A 25918-nucleotide genomic window follows, 5' to 3' on the forward strand; every position below is an offset into this window, starting at 1 on the left:
AGTGAAATTTAGGGATAATTTAAATCTATAAAAAAATGATTGCCATTTGCTGTAAATACTTCGCTTCGTGGGTCTTTTAGTTCTTACAAAAAAAATATACAAAGTATTAATAAATAGTATTCTTAGTGTTATTCTAACAAACTATTTTTTGTGAATATGATAGCAAAAGTTCTATTTGTGTGGGTTAGAACAGGTTGTTTTATAAAAATAAATTGAAATGATTCTTACAAAGTAAAAGCGTCGATCGTAGCAAATGATAAATTGATTCGTAGATCAGATGAATCAACAGTTCGTTGAAAAACTTTATTAGTTTGATAATCAATAAGTTATAGTTTTACTGTGTTTTATGTTAAGAATTTGATTATCAAACTAATATAAATGTGCTTTTTTATCTTTTTGGTAAAAAAGTAAACAACTAAGCGATAGCGATCTCACGACCGCAGGGAGCTAATCAACGAACTACTAATGAATAGTATAGTACTGAAATTATGCCAAATTTTGCACATTTTTACGAATACTAGATAAATTAATCCATATAAACAAGATACAAAAAAGTAACCCAACTCCCCAAACAATTGGGTGCAAACCAAAACTTAGGTTGTATCCTTGTTCTGTTATCAAAGTCGAGATGAAATATTTGGTTGGAATTAATATTGCAAAAACCAATACAACGACAATACCAAATAATTGGAGTAGATTTTGAGCTAATGTTTTGGTGATTTGCTGGTCTTTGTATCCCAATTGAAGCAGTAATTGAATATCGTGACTAGCTTGAGCAATAAGTACTTGAAAGTTTAAGATAAAGACCAACATCGCCAAACCAACAATAGTCATTCCTATGGCAACTAAAAGGAAAACAAGCATAAATAGCGTTGTTTTGAGTTCACCTCCGATAAGACCACCTCTAGAAATTTCATAGCCTTTTTCTTCTAAAAATTCCTCTAGGGCAACGCTATAGGGGTTGTCTGTAGAGGCAATGATTTGTGTAGGCAGTTTTGCTTCTTTAGCTTCTCCAAATTTTTTGTTGCTATATTCCATGAACGATTGGGGCACTAAAATAGAGTTGACATTGGGTGTAAAACCACAAACATAGCCATCAAAAGATTCTTGTATCCCATTGCCCATTATTGTAATTTTGAAGTCAACCATACTAATCGTACTTGCCGAGAATTTGGGCAATCCTTGGCTTGGGGCAAATCCAAAGTTGTATAAGGCTAAGTAGTCACTGGATAGGACGATTGGAATTCGATTTCCTGGTTGCCATTGAAACAAGGTACTGTCTACACTTAGAAATTCTTGTGGCAACGACTGAAAAAATAGAAGTGTCCTAAAGCCCATTTTTTGGCTAGATAAGGACACTTTATATTCATTAGACTCAAAAGCATCGACTTGATTAAAAAAAGGTTGCTGGCTAATTTCTTGAAATTCAGCTGAAGAAAACTCTAGTGGTTTTCCATAGTGTTTCTCAAAAGCTTTATTAATGACCAAAAAATTATCATCTTTTGCTCCTTTGGTCAAAATTTGCACATCTAAATAAACTTGTAGTGCAAAAAGCAACAAAAATAGACCTATAAAAATGCCTATTGATGCACCAATAGTTTGCCAGCGGCTTTTGCCTTTCCAAAGTACTTGATTGAGCATAGCGTATGATTATAAGTATCTACGGCGAACCAGTTTTACAAAATCTTTAGCAATTGGTTTTTTCACTTTTTTCATCCAATTGTACGTATCTGCTAATTCAGATTCAATATACAAACGTGCGCTGTTAAAATCTTTTTCGTCGTTTAGTACTTTTATAGCAGCTTGAAATTTAGCAACATCTCCACCGAACAATTCATTAATGTATAGAAATTTTTCGTTAAGCCCTAATGCTTTATTTAAATCACTAAGAGGAGTGGCACTTAGTTTTTGAGATAAATCAGTTGCTTCTTTAAAGATAAATAATTCTTCATAATCCTCATTAAAGGCAGTACTTGTTGTGCTGTCTTTAGGGGGTTCTACTTGTTTTTCTGCCTTTGGAGTCTCTTGCTCAACAGCAGGTTTTGTTTCTGTAGGCGTTGTTTCTTTTGGTTGCTCAACAATAGGTTCTTCTTTAACTGTTGATTTAGGAGATTTGTTGGGCGTTACTTCATTCCCCGTTTTTTCGGTTGTTGGGCTAGGATCTGTTGTATTGAAAACCAACTTAGGGCGTTTTTTGGCTTCTTTTTCTCTTGTTTTTTGGGTAGGAGTAGTTGTTTTATGAACTTCTTGTGTACTAGTTGTTGCTACTTTTGCGGTTGCTTCATCAAAACAAGCGTCGTATAGTTCTCGAATAGAAGCTATTAAAGCATCATGATCTACTCTAGAAATAATTTCCTGATTAGCATTTAAATAGTCATAAAAACGATTGACTTTTTCTAGTTTTTGTTTTACGTTTTGCAAATTCATAAAATGGTATCAATACGGTTTGTGAATCAAATTTTTTGAAAGATAAGTTTTTTCAATTAAAAATCGAGTATAAGCCTCAAAAGGTTCTTTTAATTTACCATTAATTATATACAGTTGTTGGACAAATAAAGTTCAATAACGACTTTTAAAATGCCAAAAGTCTCTTGCTGTGGAGGGCAAGAGACAGTAAAGAAAATGTATTTGTTGCTTGGTATTTAAATTTATATAATATTTTGCTTGTTTTTACATTACTCCGTTGAAAAATCGTATTAGTTTGATTATCAGTAAGATGTGCTTTTGTTAGTCTTTGTGCTAAAAGGCTGGTAATCAAACTAATGCAAGATGCTTTTTTACGTTTTTCGTAGGAAAACTAAAAAATCAACGGAGTATTATTTTATTGAAAAAGAGATAATTCAGTGGCATTATTAGAATAGCAGTAATGGTAATGAATCGTTAAATCCTTAAAAAGAATAATATTTAAGAGTAGATAAGCGGACCTTAACTTTATGACCAGCCCAAGCATCTTTAAATTGTATAAATAGTGTAATAAAATTAGCTTCTCTATCGTACTCAAATAAATTTGCCTTTTCACCATATCGATCTCTAGGCAAGCCTTCCATATAACCTATTTTCTTGATAATTTTAGCTTTATTAAAATCCTTGATGTCTAGAGTTTTTCCCGATAAGACTCCTATTTTACAAATTTCCCGATATTTTTTTAGAGTAGTTTGGATCTCAATTCTACCTATTTGGAGATAGAATTTCGAATTCCCTTTTGGAATAGGCAAATGGGTTAAATAGACAGAGTTACTGTTGATTGCTTTTAGCCCTGAATTGAATTCTAGAACGGATGCCTCTCTTATAAAAACTCTATTTCCTAGTTCAATTACATTATTCGTGAAATCTACTTCTAACCCCTCTTTTTCATATGCAAAATAGATAATAATGGGTGTTCGATAAATAACTCTTATTGGTGTTTGATTCTTAAAAGTCAATTTAGAAATAGAAACGCTTCTTATTGCGTCATTTTTTATAGTAAATGTAAAATTTACTTCTTGATTTGCATATATTTTAAAATTTTCAATCGAGCTACTATTTTCAACTTCTTCATCTAGGGCAAACTCTTTTATTTCTGCATAGTTTTCTATTGAGTAAGGTATATATTTAAAAGAGACTTGGACTTTCTTGTCGTAAGTATCCAAGAGTTTGAAATGAACGTGTAATCCAGGAGTGCTTTCAATCTTGGGGCTATTCTTAGAACAATTTAAAATTGCTTCAGCGACTTTTTCGTTCAAATTTAAAATAAATTCTGATTTTTCTTTTTCAAACTTTTTAAGAAACATTTTGTCTGTCGCTAGTTGTTTTTGATATGTTTTGGTTTGTTGTCGCGTAGATGAACCAGAACTATCTCCTGAGAATACCGGTAATCCTATATCTAGACTTGTAGCAAATGTTTGCAAATCGGTAATAGAGCTAAATTCTCCTTTCAAGAGAATAGTTCTAATTGATTTATAATAGGACTCTTTGCTTTCGGCTTCCACCATATCGTGAAAAGCAGTCCCTAAGCCAATTTGGTTTATAAGTTCTTTACAAAAATTACTCATAATTACGGAATTTAGTAATCTGCTAATTTTTATATAAAAAGAAGTAGCTCGTTATGAAGTACAAAATAAAAGAGTTCGCCTAGGTGATAGAGCCTTTTGTACTTGGTTTATCATAATAGTTATGAATAGTATAGTATATGAGAGCTATTAAGACAGTTTTAGCAGATTAAAATTAAAAAATAAAGATTTTAGTTTTTGGTGAGTCGTCTTTTTTTGCATCAAAAACGGCTTTGCCTGAATTGATCTTGCTGATAATGGGGAATTGGTGTATGTAGAATGACTTAGAACGTTAATGCACTCCAACAATACTTTTTCATATACAAATAGGGAATAATACCATAACCAGCACCATAATAACTATCAGGAGCCCAAGTCGTACCCCAGCTATTTCTAACAATAAAATAACCACCTCCTTCAAATGTAGAGTCATCTTGATAACCTACTAAAGTCATTGCATGACCTGAAATTTCTTCATCCCCATTTATAGGCAATGTAATTCTGCCTGTTCGGCGTGTTTCAGTTGATCTATACCAACTCTTGTAGACTGGAATAGAAAAGGGAATAATTCGATTGGTATTTAGTATTTGTTTCAGAGTTAAGATGTCTTGACCATTTACAAATGCATAAGTGTTTGTAAAGTTTCTTGCATTACTTTGTGCATTCGATGGTTTTCCATATTGTTGAATACAAGGAGCATTAGGGTTGTACGACCATATTTGTTCTTCGCATTGTCCTTTGTGTGCAATGATATGCATAGCTGAAGATAGCCATGCAGCGCACTCATTATCTGACTCAAGGGCTTTGGTTTCAAAAAATAGATGCTGTTCTGAAAGGTCATATTTTCTACCAGTTTGCATATAGTAGGAAAGTTCATTGGCAACTGTAACAGCAAAGGCTGTGCAAGTGCCTCTTTGATTTCCTTGATCTTGGATTGGATTTAGGTAATGAATGTGATTGACAGCATTTGCTAGGGTAAAATCAGTGTTATTAAGACGGTCAATTGAATGCATCTTTACCTGAACATCTACGGTATTCTCCCGATCCTCGTAAATAGGAACTTTTAGTTTATTATCGTTAAAATTTTCAAAGTTTTGAGGTCGCTTAGCACCTAGTTTATAATCAATGGAGCCAAGACCGCTTAATTTTTCTAAATTATAGCTAGGAATGATACGCTCACAAATAGTTTCAATTGTTTTTAACTGAGTATTGTCCTTCAATTGAAGGGTGCTGATTAATTGTTGTTCTATCGCTTTATTCTTGACTAGAGCATACAACTGTTCCCAATCGTAAATAGCATGTTCTTGTAAGATCTTAACTGTTTGCTCAAAGGGGTTTTCGGATGTAAATACTTCATCTGGACTGTTAGTTTCGTACAATTCCTTAGATATAGAGGTGTTAATTCTAGCGCCATTGAAAATAGATTTCTCCATGATATATGATGTTTATCAAATTAAAGATTATTAAATTAAAAATTGTATTGAAGCCCCACATAGAAATTAGGAGGCCAAGAAAAATTGTATTGATAATCCTTTTCCAAATCGTCAGAACCAGTTATTGGATCTCCTGGGCGAAGTGTGTTTAATTCTTTTACCCAAGAAAGAGCAATACCTCCAGATATAGCGATTCGTCTTACGTTATTGATATTACTTCTTATGCCAAGACCAGCCATCAGTGTTGGAACCTCTGTGTTTACTCCTAAACCTATTTGGAAGAAAGGGTGTAAAGGAGAGTTTTCTATAACGTAATTGAAATTAAGCATGGTAGATATATTGATGTTACCTACATGGTTTCTAATAGAATCTCCCACATACATTTGGTTGTTCACAGAGTCGAATTTTGTTCCATAAGAAATAAAAGAGAAAGAGGTATAAGCTAGCCCAATAGAGACCTCAGGAATGAAGCGTTGAAATTTTCTGAATCTTTGAGTACGTTTGAGTACTTCTTGGGGGGAGGTGCTGACAATCTCGCCTTTATCAGACAATACATAGCCACTTTTTTGAATGGTGATGGTATGGACAGATACCTTACCTTTTTTTATAGGAACTGAGGCTATATGGAGGCTCCATTCCAATCCAGGACTCCAGTCTCCATCCACTTGCATGGCTTTGTCATAGGTGTCTTTAACGAGCTCGTAGGCTTTGTTAAGATTGTCAAATCTTTTCCTCTGCTCATAAAAAATAGTTGTTAAATCGTTTAAGATAGAGTTGAAAATGAACTCTGCTACATAGGCGTGAGGAGCATCACAATCATAAGATTTCATTTGGGTTTCTAATGAGAATGACTCGATAAGCGCTTTAATATTTGTAAAATGCAGTTCAATGTCACTAAGGCTATCTTTTAATTCATCCAATTTCTTTTTTGTATGGGTTGGATTGGCAAAATCTAAGGCTTTCAAAAGGGTAAAAACATGGTTTATTTTTGTTTTTTTATTGATTTCTAAGTGTTTTTTTATTTGTAACAATTTATTTTGTATGCCTTTGTGAGTATGACATTCACTTTCAACATAACTCGTATCATTAGAGTTGTCATCAAGTGTGTTAATAACCATTGCTACTTTATTAGATGGCAGACCCTCTAAAATAGTTGCTAACGCCTTTTCTGCTGCTTCATTGATAGGATCTAGAATGATTTCATTTTGTGTTGTCACACTGTAATTTAAGGGGTTGAGTGGGCGCATGTATAGGTTAAGACCATTCTCAGAAACCAAAAAAATGGTACTGTCTTCTAGGGACTTAGGCGAAAAAGGATTTTGGGGATCGTTTAGGCTTTTATTGACCTGATATTTCAATTGTTGGTTGGCTAAATCAAATTTTAAAAAGAGGTTTTCTAGTTTTTTTATTCTAATACCATTTTCTAAAACGTCTTTTGCCTTTTGGGCATAAGAGAAACTAGAGATTAGTACAAGAAATAGAATCGTGATTGTTTTCATTTTTATTGAATTTTAGTTGATAATTGGATATAGGGAGGGCTAGCCACGTTTTTGTCATTATCAAAAAGTAGCAGTTTACTGGTCGAGAAATAGGTGTTGGAAAATTAGAAGGAGATTAGGAATAGCCCTAGGCCATTCCTAATCTGAAAAAGTTGTATGGTGTAGTAGCTTAAGTGCGTTTCATGTACTTTATTTCTATTGTAGTTTTATTATTACTATTGGTAGTGGTTTTTAAGAATATTCGCTGTTTTTGCATCAGATAGATTTGATTAAATTTTGGTTCTGATGTCAATGCTCGAATGTCATCTACACCAATAATACCCAGCATGAATTTGTTTGAATTAGCAATATCAATATAAGGGCTATCTAGATCTTTTAATTTGAGTTGGGTAGTAGCATCAGCGAAACCACCTTTGATGTCTCCATCATAATCAATAGTGTTAAAGAGTATTTTAGAATATACTGGAGCATTGTCAAAGTCATTGCTATCGGCAATGCTTAATTCCCCTTGCAGAATACCAGTATTTTTGTGTTTATAAATGGTTAGTTCAAGACCTTCACTTAGCAAGAGTTCTGTGTTCTTAGAAGCATCTTCAAAGTGCAAAGTTAGTTTTTTAGTACTGTCACTGTAAGTAACTTTTTGAGGATAATCGCTCATGATTCAAAGTTTTATGATTAAATGCTTACTCTATTTTGGCTTTTCAGCAATCGCCATTGTTATTTTATCTTTCAAGGCAGTTTGTAAAACAATTTAAAGAGCCATACTGTCGAGCAAAAGGAAGGTAACTTTGCTCAAGTAGAGCGACCTCAAAGCCCAAGCTTTCCCATACATATTTACTTTCAAGGTCATATTTTTTTAGATGTGTCCAATCTCCATATTTTATAGGATGGTTGGTTCTGAGACATTGTTGGATATTTCTACTCAAATTAGATGACATTTCTTTTTTAGAAAAATCAGATGCACTACTTCCATAAGCTGGGAGCCAGACTTTTTTAGAAGTTTTTTGTTGGGGAGTCTCCTCAATATGTTCTACCAAACAATTGTTATAAGAAGCCCAAAACCATTCTCTTTTAAGACAAGCTGAGCCTACTTTGTCATTGTATGTCAGTATCAAAGGAATAGAAACTATATTTAGATTTACCTTCAATTCCTGTACAAAACTAGTTTTAAGGTTTTCTATACAAGAGCAAAGAGAAGCTTGCATTTGTGTGATCCAACCATTCAAAAACAAGTAAAATTCATGATCCAATTGCTCTAGAGCTTCTACTCCAAGTCTGGGGTGACCAACTACTATTGTATAGCTTGTTTTGTCTTTGTTAAATCCAGCTAAGGTTAAAAACATGTCCAAATGATAAATGGGCTGTTTTCTAATATCAGATAAAAGTGGAAACTTGTTTTCAAAGGTATCTTTTGAGGTATGATATTCCTCATGAGGAGGAGGTACACAAGACTTGACAAAAATAGTTTTGATTCCAAACCAGTTCTCATAAACCTTTTTACAATCTACCTTACAATCTTCAGGGTGAATGTCATTGGCTCCAACCAACATAAAACCGTCTCCAACCAATAGGTTCCCCCCTTCAAATGGAAGCCCTGTTTGCTTTAGTTTGAAATTTGGAAGTAAATTGGATTCAGCAGTAGACTGAGCAAGTCTTTTTAAGGAAAATAAATAATTGCTATCTATATTTCCTATCATACCATAAGTAGTGACAGAAGATGTTCTTTCATTTATGAGTTTTAAAGGATAAAAGTGGTCTTGTGCCCAAGTGGACAAGTCAGCATCTGTAGCCGCTCTTCCTCTCTGATTTTTTATCAATTTTAAGGCTACTCTGGGATGATTTTTTAGCCACAGTTTAAAAGTTGGATCTAAATCAAGTTCTGTTCCTCTATGTACTACAATAAATTGTACCTCTGGCAGTTTTTGGATTAGCTCTCTTAGAATTGGAAAGAAATTGAATTTGCTTTTTAGCTTTTTATCTTTAGGTAGTACCAACAGTAGCGACTTTATTTTTCCCTTGGAAGAAGGAATGGGAGCCTGCTGTGTTCCTTCTTCAAAAGGTGGGTCAATAGGGAGATTAATAATTTTATCATTAGAATATATCTTCTTTTGATCATTAAGAGGATAAGGCAATATTTTTAGTTTCAACATAATATATTATTTAGGTGGTTGTAAATGTATTAATAGGGTGGCTTTTAAAAACAACAAATGATTGTCTATATGTAATTCTAGTGTATCATCTAGAGAGGAGCTATTTTTTCTCCATAAAAAAATATTGTTACACAAAAAGGAATTAAAAGAGGTTTGTATCTTTTCAATTGTCTTCATAGAAGTACTTTTTTCTGATACCTCTGATTTTGTATGAAGTATTTTCTCTACTTCTTGGAGTGCTTTTGTATAGTCTTCAGAGTTAGCTATCTCCACCAAAAAGAAAAGGCTCTCAAAGTTGTTTTTATTCAATTCATTGAAAACATAGTTAATACATACTTTTTTTAAGACTCTTTCATTGTTTTTTTCGATAAAAGTAATATATTTTGAAATCGAATGAGATGTTTTTGGTATAACAATAAATTCATTGTTTTTGGTATCTTCGATCACGACTACTAGAATAATAATGGCAACAGGATTATAGAAATGAGGAAGGGTAATTGCAGCAGCTTGTTTTAATCTCAATTCATTAATCCAAAGTATATATTGTTTTCTTTGTTGTGGAGGCATGATTCAATTTATTATTAACCCTTGTTGATGATTCAAATATAGACTAGAAATCCAAAAAGGTAAAACCAACTTTTTGAAAAATGTAAAATCCCATTTTAGCTATTTTTGAATCTCTGATTTGTCCTAAAAAGAATGAGATGGCTTCTTCCCTTGAGTTGTTTAATTTGATTCAGTCTTTGACTAGTAATGAAAAAAGACATTTTCAGTTGTCTACAGATTTGCAATCTGGTAAAAAAAACTATGTGTTGCTGTTTGAAGAAATGGAAGCACAAGAGACTTATGACAAACAACAGATTATCGAAAAATTATCAGGCTATAAATTTGTCAAAAGACTGCATGTTACTGAAAATTATCTTTATCAGCGTATTATGGAGAGCTTGCGAATTTTTCATGCCGAAAAATCTATTGTAGCCAAATTGTATAATTTGCTAATGGATGCTGAAATTTTGAGTAGAAAGGGCTTCTACAGATTAGCTATGGAAGTACTGAATCGTGCAGAGAAATTGGCAACAAAACAGCACAAAAATTTCATACTGGCAGAAATCACTCCTCGGAAAATAGAATTAATAGTGGCTGACAAAGATCGAAAATTAACAGAACAGCTAGATGCTTTGTATCATCAAACTCAACATATACACCATCAATTGCAAGAAGAAAGTCATTATATTTATTGGCACCATTGGTTTGTATTGATTTTTAGAAAATGGCGACATCCTAGAACAGCCAAGATACTTGAACAAATGGAAAAAGGCTATCAATTTGTGATTCAGCAAGGTTTCCCAGAAACAGGGACTTTTCAAACACAGTATTATTATTATACCATACAGAGTTTGTATCATCAACTGACAAAACAATATGAAAAAGGGAATGAAATACATGCCAAAATATTGACCTTATGGGAAGCAAATCCTACCATAATTCAGGAAAAAAGGTCTGTTTATATAGCAAGGTTGGCTAATTACATCAATAATAGCCTTACTTGTCAAAAATATGAAGTGGTTTTTTCTTTAATTGAAAAAATGGAAAGCTTAAAAACAACTACGTTTGATGAAGAGGGAGAGAAATTTCAAAATGTTTATTTTTATAAACAATTGTATTATTTAAATACCAAGAAGTTACAAGCTGCCGAAGAATTAATTCCCTTAATAGAAAAAGGACTTAATAAGTATACTCAAAAAATTAATCCTGCTCGCAAATTAGCGTTTTATTACAATTCTACAATTACCTATTTTTTATTAGAAAACTATGAGGCCGCTGCAGATTGGCTCAACAAGATTTTGACAATTGCGAGAACATATGAACCACGAAAAGACGTACAGCAATTTGCTCGTATTTTACAAATGGCAATTTATTATAAACTATCTAGCTATAAAGTGTTGGAATATCTATTCAGAAGTGTATATAGAAATAAGAAGCTAAAAGCTGAAATGCACACCTTTGAAAAAATTGCTCTCCAATATTTCAAGAAATTATTGATAATTCCTGTTGAATCTAAAGAAGAGAAGATGCTGTTTAAGCAATTCAAGGAAGCTCTAGAGACCTTAACATCAGTAGAACAAAGTGTTACAGGGTTTGAAGAATTTTATATATGGGTGTGTCGAATGTGTTCCTAAACTAAAAATCAGAAAGGGAATATGCTCCCCAATTGATAGCCAAAACTAAAAGAAATAGTTACCAATCCGTCAAACGTTCCCAAGAGTTTTGACCCATAACATCTTCTAAGATAGAAAGGTAGCTTTGGTAGCGCAAAATACTAATAGCCCCCGATTCAACGGCTTCTTTAACCGCACAATGTGGTTCGTTCATGTGCATACAATTGCCGTATTTGCAATGTTCAGACATCTCAAATATTTCTCTAAAATTATGCGCTACATCTGCGGGATCCATATTAATAAAACCCATTTCCTTGATACCCGGGGTATCAATAATAACACCTCCAAACTCTAATTCATGCATTTGCGCAAAGGTCGTGGTATGCATTCCTTTACCAGAATATTCCGAAATTTCTTGTGTGTCCAGTTCTAAATTATCTTGTATACAATTGACAATGGAAGATTTCCCAACACCAGAATGCCCAGATAAAAGCGTCGTTTTGTCTTTTAAAAGTTCTTTTAAATCTTCGATACCTGTACCTGTTTCGGCAGAAACTAGTTTCGTTTGATAGCCAATTTCTGCATACAATTGCTTTAAACCATTAAAAATAGCCATGTCATCGTCGGTATAAATATCTGCCTTATTGACGATAATATAAGTGGGAATGTTGTGAGATTCTGTTGTTAACAAAAAACGATCAATAAATCCTGGCTTGAGCATAGGATCTTGGATGGTAACAATAATAAAAGCTTGATCAATATTGGCCGCAATCAAATGCATATAATGTTTGCGTCGAGTAGATTGTCTTAGGACATAATTTTCTCGTGGAAATAATTTAGCAATCATTCCCGTGTCCAAGCCTTTTTCTTGTTCTACCCAAACTTTGTCACCAACAGCAATAGGGTTGGTCAATTTAAATTTACCCAATCTAAATTTTCCTTTAATTCTACAATTCATCAATCGCCCATCTTCTAACTTGACGATATACCATTTGCCTGTTGATTTTGTTACAATCCCTTCCAATCCAATTGATTTATAATAAATTAAAAACTGTCATGTTCTCCTAACACAAAGTAGTGCCCAAATCGTTCACTAAGGTACGTTTATTTATGTAGGTTATGCAAAATAGTAGAGGGCTAATTTTACTTTTATTTAAGTTTAGAGAGGATAAAGGAGCGGTATATCTTGTGGAAGATTCAACGTATCCTACCTTGTAGGAATGGTTCGTTATTCTATTTATAATCGATTGAAATGTAGTTGTTTTTTCAAGGTGGTAGTTTGGAGAGATTGATGAATTAAAATAGAAATAATCCTTTAAATCAATATTTAGCTAGTATCTTTTTCGTTTTTTTAGACAAAAACCATACATTTAAGAAGTCCTATCTTACTGAATAAATGTAGCAAAAAATGGAGTACCCACATAAGAGCGGAAACATCGTGTTACAAATTAGTGATTTATAAATAACTTAAGCACCCAATAAATTTTTTTTCATGCAAAAGCACACTGTTTATATCTTTTTTTCTGAGGCTAATGAAATAGAGGCCAATCAAATTGCTAAAGATTTAAAGCACACGAATATTAATTGTATCGTTGCGGCACCAACTGCTGAGAAGGTAACGCAATTGGTAGAAAAAGAAGACGCAACAGGACTTCTTTTAGTGAGCGATAATTACCTCAAATCTATTCAAGAAACAACGCACTTAGATCGTTTGTTAGATGAAGATCTAGAAAATCGAATAATTCCAGTTATTACGCATGGTCGCCGTCTAAAAGTGGGGACGTCTCAGATGGAAGTGTATCCTACCAAAATTCAGACACTAAATAATGTCATGTATTACAGAGATTTTTGGTATGAAGAATGGATTGCTTTGCGCAAAAAATCTAAAAGTGCTCCTATAGAAGAGCAGGAAGCTTTGAATGAGCAAAAAGAGATTGCTAAAAAAATGTCAGTGGGTAGTATTTCGAATTTTATTCGAAAAATTAATAGTACCGAACCTGCCGATTGGGATGAGTTGTGTGCCGATGATTACAAAATGCTTTTTGATAAAGTTGGTATTGAAAGAGTTTTTGTTGAGGGAGAAGAGGAGGAAGAAGTCTCAGAAATTCCTACTATTGAGATACCTGTTGAGGAAGTGGTTGTGGAGGAAAATGCGGAAACAGAAGTATTGGACTTAAAAGGCGATGAAGAAAGCATAGCGGTAGAGGTATCTGCATCTGAAATACCTTCTAACGAAAACGAAGAAGAACTTCCTACAACTTCAGAAAACGAAGAAGAAACAAAGGAAGAAATAGAAGAAGAGGTGTTTTCAGAAGAGCCAATCGAAGCAATGCCATTGCCAGAAGTTACCTTAAATGAAGCAACAGAAGAACAACCAGAAGCAGAATTAATAGAGGAGGAAATAGAGGAAATCTTGTCTGAACCTGAGGCGACGGTCAAAGAAGAAGTGCTAGCAGAGTTAGTAGAGGAGGTCAATGAAGAACTAGAAGAGAAACCAGAAGAAACTACTGCTATTGTTGATGAATCTGAAGAGGATAAAGTAGAGCTCCCATTTACAATGGAAGGGTTGAAAGATCTAGATAGTGTAGATGCACAGGCTATATTGGAACAGTATAATATAGATGAGGTAGAGGATGTAGATATCCTATTTCATATAGCAGAAAGTAATGCGGAAGAAGGAGATTTTGAGGATGCTCGAAGAACATACGAACGTATTCTTAAACTGGATCCTTATAATGGTCGAGCATTAATCTGGTTGGCTCGTTTGTTGGCTAGACATTACGACGGAGAGACAATGGAGGCAGCACATTTGTACCGCAAGGCAATTATGGTCAATGATGATAACGCTGCTTTGTACTATGAATATGCTTTGTTGCAAAAAGAATACTTTAAGTCTTATAACAAAGCAAGCGACTCTTTTAGAGAAGCTTTGTTAATTGATTCGATGTTTGAAGATGCTTACCTAGGTTTGGCGCAATGTCAAAGAGAGATGGGAATGATTGACCAAGCAAAAGCTAACTATTTGCAGGCTTGTGTATTGGATGCTGCTAAATTTCAAACCGCAGAAAATGACAATTATTTTGGAGTGCTTCGCATATTGGAGGATGAAGTAGAGGAAGCTGTTCAGGAACTAGAGGAGGAAGAGGAAGTAATTGAAGAGGAAAGAAGTCCTAATGCAGATACTGTGGTGATGGTAACAGGAGCGAGTTCGGGAATTGGACAGGCTATTGCTGGTCAATTTATTATGGCTGGCTACAAAGTGATTATTACTGGTCGCCGAAAAGAACGTTTGGATGAGTTTCAGCAATTGATGGAGGAGCATTTAGAAGAAACACATATTCATAGTTTGAATTTTGATGTTTGTGACTTGGATGCAGTCAAAAATGCTTTGGATAGCTTGCCCGAAGAATGGTCTAATATTGATATATTGATTAACAATGCAGGATTGGCAAAAGGGTTAGCTTCTATTCATGAAGGCAACGTGGAGCACTGGGAAACAATGATTAATACAAACATAAAAGGGTTGTTGTACATGACACGCATGGTAACTCCCAATATGGTAGCACGTAAGAAGGGGCATGTTATTAATCTAGGTTCTGTGGCTGGAACGCAGGTTTACCCTGGTGGTGGTGTGTATTGTGCGACTAAAGCTGCTGTTGATTCTTTGACACAATCTATGCGTTTGGATTTGTATCAACACAATATTAAGGTAACTTGTGTAAGCCCTGGACATGTAGAAGCAACAGAGTTTGCAGAGGTACGTTATGAGGATAAGGAAAAAGCAAAAATTTATGAGGACTTTAAACCTCTTTCTGCACGTGATGTTGCCGAGACAATTTACTATGTTGCCACGAGACCCGATCATGTGAATATTCAGGATATCCTAATGTTCGGAACACAGCAGGCTTCTGCTAGAGATGTGAATCGAAGTGGACGAGGGGAGGATAAATAAAAGTGATTGTGTTCGCAGTCTTTTTAATCAAGAAGCGTTTAGTGGTAAAAAACTACTAGACGCTTTTTGATTTTTGTCATGCGTTACTTAGGGATATTTGAATAATTTCCTTTGGAGGAAGTAGGTTGCTGATTTTATATTTAGAGTCTATGATTTTGCATTAATGGAGTAGTCTTTTTTTCCAAATTTTAGAAATAACTTGACCTATTTCTTTAAATTCGGATTCCGTAAATGTATCTGTTTTTCCATTATTGCACCAATAACAAGAGTATACGAGATTTTCAATGTCTAAATATGGTTGATTAGGAACTTTTCGCTCAATTTCTAATTTTTTTCCCCTCTTTCTTTTTGTAAGGAATGGGTCTTTTTCCCATAAAACTTTTAGTTCTTTTTCAGAAATATGGCAATAGTAACATTCTTTTTTTGATAATTCAAACCAATTTTTGAAATCATAAAATTTATTGCATTGTTCTTCTTTTGTTAAATCTATTGTAGGATTTTTTGAGAGCCATATTCTTCTAATTTTAGAAAGTTTTTCTCGTGTATCCTTTAGATTATTCCACCATAAAGAAAGTTCTTTTCGAGGAATATTCAAAATAGTTTCAATTTCATCATAAGAGTACTGTTGAACCACTGCTAATTTTAAAAACTCTTTTTGTAAAGGAGTAATTTCCATTTTTTCAATTTTTTAATTTGGTACAATGTTAGACTGTTGAAAAAAACTAGAGAAAAAAATCTTTAGATCCATTTCATTCAGCTTTTGAGTTATATTTCAATGATTTAGTTTCAATGATTTGATTTTTGAAGGGATATTCTTCCTGAAAATACATTAAGTATACTAATATATGATCAAGAAAACCAATAAATAGAATAAGAATTTTAGTTTTCCAATTTAGATTTCCTTGCAACCAAATATTTCCTTTCAAAATGATTAAACTTAGAATTGTTAGAGAAAGTCCATATTCTAGATATCCCATAAAACTAATTAGTTCAGAAAGTTTACTTGGTAAAAGCTGAATAAAAATTCTCACTTCATAAATAAGAATGCTAGTAATAAATAGGAGTAGGGAGTTTACTTTGGAAATATATACGATAAAAAATATGAGTGTAATAATTTCCATCCCATTAGCCCAAAGATAAGTGATAAAGCTTAGAGAAATCGTTCCTAGAAAAATAGTTATTAATGTAATTACTTTTTTTGATTTTGAGAACAAAAAAAATGTAATAGTTATGGCAAGTAGACCTTTTACTAAGAGATTATAGACACTTATTATTGAAATGGGAAGAAGAACAGTTAATCGATGTTGTTGATTTAAATAAGATTGGAATAGGTTATTTCCTTCATATATGAAATAACAACCTAATAGAAGCCACATTATTCCAAGTGTCTTTTTTTTATTGGACTCACTTTATTTTCTGAATTTTCAATAGTATCCAATATTTCATAAGTCATAAACAAGGTTTTTGTATGTCAAATTGAGATTTTGAGCAAAATATATGAGATTTTAATTTTCCTATACACAACTATACACCAAGATATTCCAAACAATTAAAAAATATAAAAGCTAACAATATTTTTACTATATCCACCAGCATTCATTTAATCTTTCAGATACCCCAAACAGGCTTTACAATTCTATTTTAACAAATTAATAACAGCTTTGGCTAGTCTTTTGTAAAATAAGATGTTTTATTGTGTTTTGAATTATTGAGACAATTTTAAGATTTATTGGTTGGGTTCAAATGCATCTTTAGAAATAGAAAGAACAACCAATAATTAAATACCAAAAAATAAAAAAATGAATTTTAAATTATTGTCAACAACGTTTCTTGGGTGCTTCTTTTTTGTTCATGTTCAGGCGCAGCTGCCTGTTGTAAAAGCCAAAGGAGGAGATGGCGTAGAAATAGATTGGCGATCGGTGCAAGAAGCGGAAGATGCCGATGAGAAAAATCCTGGTTTCTTTTACAACGATTGTGCGCAAGGTGTAACACCAATACATGCTTCATCCACGCTAAAAGGGCAAGGTTCTAAAAATTATAACATAGGAAACTTGTCAGACGATAATCCAATGACAGCTTGGGTAGAAGGGGTACAAGGGTATGGTATTGGTGAATCTTTTGAGGTCAAAGCAATTACTGTGAATGTGATTTACAACGGTTATCAGTCTAGTCCTCAAAACTGGAGATACAATTCAAGGGTAAAGCGGTTTAAGGTGCATCGACATGGTGAGCCAATTTGTTACTTGGATTTGACCGATGAAATGGGAGCACAGCATTTTGAATTACCACATCACATCAACTGGGAAACAAAAGAGAATTTTAAATTTGAAATAGTAGACGTATACAAAGGAGAAAAGTGGGAAGATGTTTGTATTTCTCATATCGATCATGTTGCTTGTTGTTTTGCACCAACTACTCAAATTAGTCTAGCAAATAACACAACAAAAATGGTAGAAGGATTGACTGTCGGGACTACATTGTTGGCCATTGATTTGGAGACATCTCAAACATTCGAATCTGCAGTAGAATTGACAACCAATCAACGTCATTTGAGTTTATTGGATGTAAAAACGGCTTCCTATCAAATTTCAATTACTCCTGATCATCCTTTATATATCAAAGGACAGGGATTTGTGTCGTTGGCAAAATTAAGAAACCAAAAAAATAAGCAAACTTGGAAGGCATTGTCCCAAACAGAGGTGCAAGTCATGGTTTTTGATGAAAAAACTGGCAAGACAAGTTTTGAGCGTATAGAGTCTATTCAAAAAATAGAGGGTGACTTTAAAACTTATACCATTCTTTCTATTTCCAAAGGATCAACCTATGTTGCCAACGGGTTTGTCAACAAAGTATATTGATAAGTTGTTTGGTTGAATTTTTCTTTAAAATAAGGAAGAATCAAATGCGTTTAATTACCTTTATTGGGTGATTAAACGCATTTTTTATAATAATACATTTGCACAATAGTTTGTAAATTTTTACAGGACAGAGCATTATTTTTGATAAATAGAAAGATCGTGCTGCTAAGAGTATCTAATTTTTTATTATTATCAAATAAAAGATACGCAGATCTAACTTTGAAGTTGTGGTATTGATGGAACTGTGGTAGTTAGACAAATTTAAAAACTGTTCGAAACTCCAATTAACAACCTATTGCTTGCCGTGTATGTAGTCTAATTCAACTATGAAAAAAAAATATCTAGTACTTTGTTTGACTGCTTTTTTAGGAAGTATACAAGCGCAAAAAAACTTAACCCCGCAACAATTATTGGAACTAAATAGAGTGTCAGCAGTAGGGTTGACCAATGACAAAACAGCTGTTGTCTATCGTTCTTCTCAATATAATGTAGCAGGTAATTCCAAAACAACAAAGTATTATTTGCAACCGATTAAAGGTGGAGAGAAAAAAACAATTAGTGATTACTCCAACTTGGTAAAAGACGGACACGTGTCTCCAGATGGTCAATTGAAAATTACAGCCGAAAATGTTAAAATAGAGCGTGTTACTGGAACGGATTATTATCCAACACTAGAAAATTCAAATGTGCGTATTTACGAAAGTTTACAGTATCGCCATTGGGACACTTGGGAAGATGGAGAATACAGCCACTTGTTTGTAGAGAACATAAAAGGGCGTATGATGGATCGAGTGGATATTATGAAAGGAGAACCTTACGATTGCCCTACCATGCCCTTTGGTGGTGGGGAAGACTATTTGTGGAGTCCTGATGGTAAGAAAGTATTGTATGTTACCAAAAAACTACATGGAACGGCATATACTCAGAGTACCAACACCGATATTTATGCCTATGATATAGCTACCCAAAAGACAGAAAATTTGACGGGTTATAATAATGGTTATGATATGGCACCTGCATTTTCTTCTAAGGGATTATTGGGTTGGTTGCAAATGAAACGAGATGGTTATGAGTCGGATAAAAATGATATTATTATTCGTTACAAAGAAGGGGGAAAAAAAGGCGATATCAATCTAACAAAAGATTGGGATGGTACGGTCAATAGTTTTTTGTGGAGTAATGAAGGTGACAAAATTTATTTTACAGCACCCGTAGGGGGAACCGTTCATTTGTTCGAATTGGCGGTGCCCACTTCTTATGAAGCTAAAGTAACAGCTCCGAAGCAAATTACAAAAGGGCAGTTTGATGTGCATGGAATTGTTGGACACAATGGTGCTACAATGGTGGTTGCTCGTAGAGACATGAACCATGCGACAGAGTTGTATACCGTAGATATTACCACTGGCGAAATGAAACAATTGACGCATGAGAATGATGCTATCTATGAGGGCATCAATAAGAGCAATGTGGTAAAACGAATGGTAAAAACGACGGATGGAAAAGAAATGGTTACATGGGTAATTTATCCTCCAAACTTTGATAAAAATAAAAAATATCCAACACTGTTATATTGCCAAGGAGGTCCACAAGGAGCGTTGAGCCAATTTTATTCGTTTCGTTGGAATTTTCAACTTATGGCAGCACAAGGTTATATTGTCGTAGCACCCAATCGCCGAGGAATGCCAGGATATGGGGTTGAATGGAACGAACAGATTAGTGGAGATTATGGCGGGCAAAATATGAAAGATTATTTGGCAGCCATTGATGCTGTTGCAGAAGAACCTTATGTTGATAAAAATAGATTGGGTTGTGTTGGGGCAAGTTATGGTGGCTATTCTTGTTTCTATTTGGCGGGTATTCATGAGAAGCGTTTCAAGACCTTTATTGCACACGATGGTATTTTTAATTGGAAATCAATGTATGGAACAACAGAGGAAATGTTTTTTGTCAATTGGGACATGGGAGGTCATTATTGGGACAAAAACAACAAGGTGGCACAACGTAGTTTTAATGAATTCAATCCTATTGAGCATGTTCAAAAATGGGATACTCCAATCCTAATCATCCAAGGAGGAAAGGATTTTAGAGTACCAATTGGGCAAGGTTTGGAAGCTTTTAATGCTGCTCAGATGCGAGGAATTAAGAGCAAATTGCTGTATTTCCCAGAAGAAAATCACTGGGTGCTTTCTGTGCAAAATGCTTTAATTTGGCAAACAGAATTTTTTAAATGGTTGGAAGAAACCTTAACGGTTGATAAATAAGGGGGTATAAAAAAAATAACTGAAGTTATTACAACGAACTATGCTAAGCATTCGTCTTTAGTGTAGTTCGCTGTTTTTTATCCCCACACTACCTCAAAAAAAGATTATGTTAACTAAGACAAATTTTGTATGCTACCTATCCCTAATAACTACGTTGTTTTTTACTGCTTGCCAAAAAGAAACAATTAAAGATGTAGGAACTGTTGTTGATCCACCAATTACTTCAGATACTATTCATTTTGCAGAAACAATGCAAGATGCTAAGACGTTTACAGTTTTCCCTTCAGCTACGTCAAGCACTAGCCACTTTGAAGGAAACTTTTATGGTTCAATTTATACTAGTCAAATCATGTTACCTCCCAATGATTTTAATAATCAATCAGATCAAGTGATTAAAGTATATGTAGAAAACAATGCCATTAAGGTTTTGAACTTTGTCTTTCCAATCGACTCTTTATCGCAAACTCATTTTGATGCAAGCATTATTCCTAATCCAAATTCTTATAGTGATACTAAGATTTTAAAATTGACGTATAGCATTAATTATAATCGAATTGTTATACAATACGACCACGAATGTTATTATGGACCTATTAGTGGCTGTGCCAACTCTGAATTGCATTTTGATGGACTTCGCACGACAAAAAAAGAGACCGTTTTGCCTCATGGAAATGTCGCCAATTTAACAGGAACGTATAAACTATGGGTAAGAAAACAAGACTTTACAAATAACCTAGACACACAATATATCAAAAATGTAGTAGTGACTACTTCGGGAAATTCTTTTTTCTTTGATCAGCAAAGGTTTTCTTTAGGTTTATTTGATAGTTATCAGAACTATACTGGTTTTTGTTTTTATAACAATTCTTCTGGTTATATTTTTAGAGAAGAAATAGCTAGAGACATTTATTGGTTTAACGACAGTTTGTCTTTACAGTATTCGAAAAATGTTAACGATAATGGTGTCTTGAGTTCTATGCGCTATACCTACCGAGGCAGGAAGGAATAATGTTTGTTTTTTTACTAATTAGAGATTGTTTTGACAATTTGTAGGGTTTTTACCCTAACTGATAATTAGAATTAATCCAGCCTACATAGGTAGAGATGTACTGCACATCTAAATATAATACAGAAAAGTAGGGTAATAAAAAATTGTAAATTGAGGTTGTAAAAAAATCACTGGGTGCTTTCTGTGCAAAATGCTTTAATTTGGCAAACAGAATTTTTTAAATGGTTGGAAGAAACCTTAATGGTTGATAAATAAGGGGGGGATAAAAAAATAACTGAAGTTATTACAACGAACTATGCTAAGCATTCGTCTTTAGTGTAGTTCGCTGTTTTTTATCCCCACACTACCTCAAAAAAAAGATTATGTTAACTAAGACAAATTTTGTATGCTACCTATCCCTAATAACTACGTTGTTTTTTACTGCTTGCCAAAAAGAAACAATTAAAGAGGTAGGAACTGTTGTTGTTGATCCACCAATTACTTCAGATACTATTCGTTTTGCAGAAACAATGCAAGATGCTAAGACGCTTACAGTTTTCCCTTCAGTTACGTCAAGCACTAGCCACTTCGAAGGAAACTTTTATGGTTCAATTTATACTAGTCGAATCATGTTGCCACCAGACGACTTTAATAATCAGGCAGATCAAGTGGTAAAAGTATATGTGGAAAATGACACGATTAAGGTTTTGAACTATGCCTTTCCAATCGATTCTTTGTCGCAAACTCATTTTGATGCGAGTGTTATCCCCAATCCAAACTCTTATAGTAATACTAAAATCCTAAAATTGACGTATAGTAATAATTATAATCGAATTGTTATAGAATACGATTATGACTGTTATTATGGTCCTTACAATGGTTGTGCTAACTCTGAATTAGATTTTAATGGACTTCGCACGACAAAAAACGAGACCGTTTTGCCTCATGGAGATGTCGCCAATTTAACAGGAACGTATAGACTATGGGTAAGAAAACAAGACTTTACAAATAACCTAGACACACAATATATCAAAAATGTAGTAGTGACTACTTCGGGAAATTCTTTTTTCTTTGATCAGCAAAGGTTTTCTTTAGATTTATTTGATAGTTATCAAAATTACACTTCTTTGTATATTTACTCTTATTATAGACGTGAGGTATCTAGAAACATCTACTGGCATAATGATAGTTTGTCTTTACAGTATTCGAAGATTATTAATGATGCTAGTATTGGCTACTCATCTTCTGTTCGCTATACCTACCGAGGCAGGAAGGAATAATGTTTATTTTTTCTAATAGTAGTTCGTTGATTAGCTCGCTACGCTCGTGAGATCGCAAGCTTAGTTACCAAAAAGATAAAAAAATACATTTATATTAGCATTGATAATCAGTGCTTTAATGTAAAATACGACAAGGGTGCAACTTGCTGGTTATCAACTGCGCAGCACTCACGAAGTAAACTAATAAAGTTTTTCAACGACCACGTAGTAGCAGCGCAGCTAACTATTGTTCTAAGTCATCAGATTGAGTCCTTTTTTAGAGGGTATTTTGACGATTCATATAGTATGGAGTTATAGGTCATCGAAAATTTTTGAGTACCAACTTTGATCGTATACTTCCTTTGTTCCCTTGTTTTTTGTCTAAAAATTGATTTAATTTTCTCCTAGAACTAAGGGAGAGTTGGTTGTCATTATATTCTCCTTAAAAGTCGATGGAGTAAGAAGCTGAGGCATTAAATAGTACTTTTTTACATCTTTATGGACTTCTTTTTTGTTATAAAAATGTAAACCAAATATTAAAATACTCCAGCCGAATCTTTCTGAATGAAAAATATTATTAAAAAATCGCTGCTGCTGTTGTTGGCACTGTTGCTAATTGCTGTAATTGCTTTTTTTATTAATCCTAAATACTGGTTAGAGCTTACGCAACCTGTACAAATAGAGATTAATACTGCACATACTAAGATAACAGAGAACAATATATTCATGAAATTAGATGTTGAAATTTCAACAGATTATTACTTAGATGTTATTATTGATTCTATGGCTTATAAAGTATATATGGGAGAGACAGAGTTTTCTAAGGGAACTATTTTTGTGGATAGAGATTATCAAAAGAAAGGAGATAAAAATGTCTTGACAGTGCCCGTCGATATTAATAAAAAAGTATTGGAAGCTACCTTGGCAAAAATGAATCCGACCGATACTGCCACGATACGAGTCGTATTTCGAAACTATTTGGATTTGCCTATTTTTGGAAAACGGGAGTTGGAGATGGAAATTAATGAACAAACGTTGGCACCGAAGATTATCAAGGTTGAGATATTAAAAATGAAAAAGCGGGAGCTAAAGTTGCACCATGCAGTTTTTGATGTACAGTTGGCGATTAAAAATCCAAGTTTGCATCAGATTGTAATTGATGAAATCAAAGGAAAAATTGATTTTGAAGAATTGTTTGTCGGAAAAGTGAACCATAAAAAACAAATTGTGATCGAACCAATGAAAACGACAGTGGTCGAAACAAGAATGGATTTTGACAAATTGGAACTCATTAAGGATGCCTTAAATGTTATTTTTCATCCCAATAAGAAGTGGAAATATACTTTGGTAGCAGATGTGCTTTTAGTAAAGGAAGATGGCTCGACGCTTTTGTTAGATATATCTAATACGGGAAGAATGGATATTATGGAAAATAAGAAGAAAAAGAAAAAAAATAGGAAACGGAATTAATATAGTTAGATGTTGTATGTGATTAAAAAAAGAAGCCTTAATATATGAAAATGCCTGAAAATTGGGACTTTTACTTTGAAGAAGATGAAGATGGTCCGATGTCCATTTTTGTAAACATTGGATTGCATCAAATAGCTCCTATAAAAAAATATTTAAACCTTTTGTGCATTTCAATAAGGTATACATCAAAAGAGAATGGTTTTCCTACAAGCGATGATCTTGACAGGCTAAGTATTTTGGAAGAGGAAATTATTCCTACATTATGGAAAAAATTTAAGGCAATCCAAGTGGGACATATTACGTCAAAAGGAACAAGAGATTTTTTCATTTATTTCAAGGAAAAAGTCCAGATAGACAATATACTTTCAGGACCTTTTCGAAGTTTCCCATCAAGCACTTATCATTTTAGTGAAGATAAAAATTGGGATTTATTTTTAATGGTATTAATGCCATCTGAAGAACAATATCAATTGATGCAAAACAGGAGAGTTTTGCGCAATATGGAAAAGCATGGCGATACTCTTCAGAAATTAAGAGAAGTAAGTCATTGGGCGTATTTTGAAAAGCAAGAAGATCAATGTTCTTTTGAGAAAGCTGTTAAGAAAGATAACTTTAAAGTGCTTAGAAAGAGATTCAATAAAGAGGATAAATTAAGATATGAAATAGTTTTTTCAAGGCTTGATAAAGTTGACTATGATGAAGTTAATATTTATACCACTAGTTTATATAAATTAGCTAAAGATTTTAATGGGTATTATGATGGATGGGAATGTAAATCATTTACTGAATAAATCAAGTAATAAAAACTGTGTTATGGACAACCTGAAAAATTGCAGATTTTTCCTTAGGAGTTTATATTTCTACTCGTATAATACCTTTAATTTGTGGGGGATTCCTTATACAACACACAAAACTATTTGAGTATTATAATACTTCTGTCAAAAAGAGCTGCTTAAAACTTAGAAGCCTGTTTTCTTAAAAAGAACTTGTTATCTTCCTATGGTTCTAAAAAGAATGGTCTCAATAGAACTTTCTTTTATTTCTTTAATAAAGATGCTTGGTGTTTATGAAAAAACTATGGATTGGTTTCTTGTTGTTGGTTGTGTTAATAACCGCTTGTGATAAAAATATCGTAAATAATGAGCCTCAGAGTCACGCTTCATTTGATGCTCTTCTAACAAAATATGTAGATACAAATGGAAATGTTGACTACGTGGGGTTTAAAAATGAAGAAGCAAAACTGTTGGCATATATTGACTGGTTAAAATCCAATGGTCCAGAAACGACTTGGTCGGATAACAAACAGATGGCTTATTGGATCAATTTATACAATGCTTATACGATATATACTATTTTGGTAGAACATCCTGTGAATAGTATTTTAGATATTGATGGTGGTATGGTATGGACTACGCGTCAAATAATGGTTGGAAGCCAAGCATATACATTGGATCAAATCGAAAAAAATAAATTATTGGCTGCATTTGGAGAGCCCAAAGTGCATTTTGCAGTTAATTGCGCTGCTGCTTCGTGTCCTCCTTTATTGAACAAGGCATGGACAGAATCCAATATTCAACAATATTATACCAGTCAAACCAAAGCTTTTATTAATAATCCTACTTATAACACCATAACAACTGATACCATAGAAATTTCGAAAATTTTTGATTGGTATGCCACCGATTTTGGTGGCAGCAGCCAACTTGTAAATTACATTCAACAATATTCAGATCATACAATTTCTAATAATGCTGTTGTGAAATTTAAGTCTTACAATTGGGATTTAAATGCTCAATAGTCAGAAAAAAATAAGTCATCCTCTTTAATTAGAAGATGACTTATAGGTAGTAAAGTTTGTTGA

General features: G+C 33.5%; 19 protein-coding genes. 9 read left to right on the forward strand and 10 right to left on the reverse strand.

Annotated elements, in window-relative coordinates:
- Positions 1-486: 486 nt before the first annotated feature.
- The 8 genes from QP953_RS11355 to QP953_RS11390 all read right to left on the reverse strand — a co-directional run bounded on the left by QP953_RS11355 (position 487) and on the right by QP953_RS11390 (position 9677).
- Positions 487-1641: a hypothetical protein gene (locus QP953_RS11355; protein ID WP_309555087.1), complete on the reverse strand. Its 1155-nt coding sequence runs from the start codon at positions 1639-1641 to the stop codon at positions 487-489.
- A 9-nt stretch (positions 1642-1650) separates the two neighbouring features.
- Complete coding sequence (locus QP953_RS11360; RefSeq protein WP_309555089.1) at positions 1651-2427, reverse strand: hypothetical protein; 777 nt, start codon at positions 2425-2427, stop codon at positions 1651-1653.
- Between the two features lie 461 nt (positions 2428-2888).
- Complete coding sequence (locus tag QP953_RS11365; RefSeq protein WP_052599691.1) at positions 2889-4031, reverse strand: hypothetical protein; 1143 nt, start codon at positions 4029-4031, stop codon at positions 2889-2891.
- A gap of 281 nt (positions 4032-4312) precedes the next feature.
- Positions 4313-5461, reverse strand: coding sequence for a C1 family peptidase (locus QP953_RS11370; protein ID WP_052599690.1), 1149 nt, complete (start codon positions 5459-5461; stop codon positions 4313-4315).
- 35 nt (positions 5462-5496) lie between these two features.
- Positions 5497-6960, reverse strand: coding sequence for a hypothetical protein (locus QP953_RS11375; RefSeq protein ID WP_309555090.1), 1464 nt, complete (start codon positions 6958-6960; stop codon positions 5497-5499).
- 169 nt (positions 6961-7129) lie between these two features.
- A complete protein-coding gene (locus tag QP953_RS11380) occupies positions 7130-7618 on the reverse strand; it encodes a hypothetical protein (RefSeq protein WP_309555091.1) in 489 nt (162 codons plus the stop codon).
- Between the two features lie 64 nt (positions 7619-7682).
- Positions 7683-9110, reverse strand: coding sequence for a hypothetical protein (locus QP953_RS11385; RefSeq protein WP_052599687.1), 1428 nt, complete (start codon positions 9108-9110; stop codon positions 7683-7685).
- A gap of 6 nt (positions 9111-9116) precedes the next feature.
- Entirely contained in the window at positions 9117-9677 is a 561-nt protein-coding gene (locus tag QP953_RS11390; RefSeq protein ID WP_052599686.1) for a hypothetical protein, read from the reverse strand.
- Between the two features lie 137 nt (positions 9678-9814).
- On the opposite strand from QP953_RS11390, the gene QP953_RS11395 reads away from it, so the two are divergent.
- Entirely contained in the window at positions 9815-11290 is a 1476-nt protein-coding gene (locus QP953_RS11395; RefSeq protein ID WP_052599685.1) for a hypothetical protein, read from the forward strand.
- Positions 11291-11348: 58 nt separating this feature from the next.
- Here QP953_RS11395 and rsgA read toward each other — a convergent pair whose 3' ends face one another.
- A complete protein-coding gene (gene rsgA / locus QP953_RS11400) occupies positions 11349-12293 on the reverse strand; it encodes a ribosome small subunit-dependent GTPase A (RefSeq protein ID WP_052599684.1) in 945 nt (314 codons plus the stop codon).
- Between the two features lie 468 nt (positions 12294-12761).
- Between rsgA and QP953_RS11405 the strand changes: the two genes are divergently transcribed.
- The gene (locus tag QP953_RS11405; protein ID WP_309555092.1) at positions 12762-15221 is read left to right on the forward strand and encodes an SDR family NAD(P)-dependent oxidoreductase; all 2460 of its coding nucleotides are present in this window, start codon (positions 12762-12764) and stop codon (positions 15219-15221) included.
- Positions 15222-15381: 160 nt separating this feature from the next.
- Here QP953_RS11405 and QP953_RS11410 read toward each other — a convergent pair whose 3' ends face one another.
- On the reverse strand, positions 15382-15897 hold the full coding sequence (locus QP953_RS11410) for a hypothetical protein (RefSeq protein ID WP_309555095.1): 516 nt from the start codon (positions 15895-15897) through the stop codon (positions 15382-15384).
- A gap of 1123 nt (positions 15898-17020) precedes the next feature.
- On the opposite strand from QP953_RS11410, the gene QP953_RS11415 reads away from it, so the two are divergent.
- The 7 genes from QP953_RS11415 to QP953_RS11445 all read left to right on the forward strand — a co-directional run bounded on the left by QP953_RS11415 (position 17021) and on the right by QP953_RS11445 (position 25855).
- On the forward strand, positions 17021-18079 hold the full coding sequence (locus QP953_RS11415; protein WP_309555097.1) for an NADase-type glycan-binding domain-containing protein: 1059 nt from the start codon (positions 17021-17023) through the stop codon (positions 18077-18079).
- A 326-nt stretch (positions 18080-18405) separates the two neighbouring features.
- Positions 18406-20340 (forward strand): S9 family peptidase, encoded by a 1935-nt coding sequence (locus QP953_RS11420; protein WP_309555098.1) that lies wholly within the window; start codon positions 18406-18408, stop codon positions 20338-20340.
- A 106-nt stretch (positions 20341-20446) separates the two neighbouring features.
- On the forward strand, positions 20447-21349 hold the full coding sequence (locus QP953_RS11425) for a hypothetical protein (RefSeq protein WP_309555099.1): 903 nt from the start codon (positions 20447-20449) through the stop codon (positions 21347-21349).
- A gap of 362 nt (positions 21350-21711) precedes the next feature.
- A complete protein-coding gene (locus tag QP953_RS11430; protein WP_052599679.1) occupies positions 21712-22608 on the forward strand; it encodes a hypothetical protein in 897 nt (298 codons plus the stop codon).
- A gap of 543 nt (positions 22609-23151) precedes the next feature.
- On the forward strand, positions 23152-24057 hold the full coding sequence (locus tag QP953_RS11435; protein WP_052599678.1) for a hypothetical protein: 906 nt from the start codon (positions 23152-23154) through the stop codon (positions 24055-24057).
- Positions 24058-24101: 44 nt separating this feature from the next.
- Entirely contained in the window at positions 24102-24848 is a 747-nt protein-coding gene (locus tag QP953_RS11440; protein WP_309555101.1) for a DUF695 domain-containing protein, read from the forward strand.
- A gap of 275 nt (positions 24849-25123) precedes the next feature.
- Positions 25124-25855 carry a DUF547 domain-containing protein gene (locus tag QP953_RS11445; protein ID WP_309555102.1) on the forward strand — a complete coding sequence of 244 codons (732 nt, stop codon included), beginning with the start codon at positions 25124-25126 and terminating at the stop codon, positions 25853-25855.
- The last annotated feature ends 63 nt before the right edge of the window (positions 25856-25918 follow it).

The organism is Aureispira sp. CCB-E (assembly GCF_031326345.1).
Taxonomy (GTDB): domain Bacteria; phylum Bacteroidota; class Bacteroidia; order Chitinophagales; family Saprospiraceae; genus Aureispira.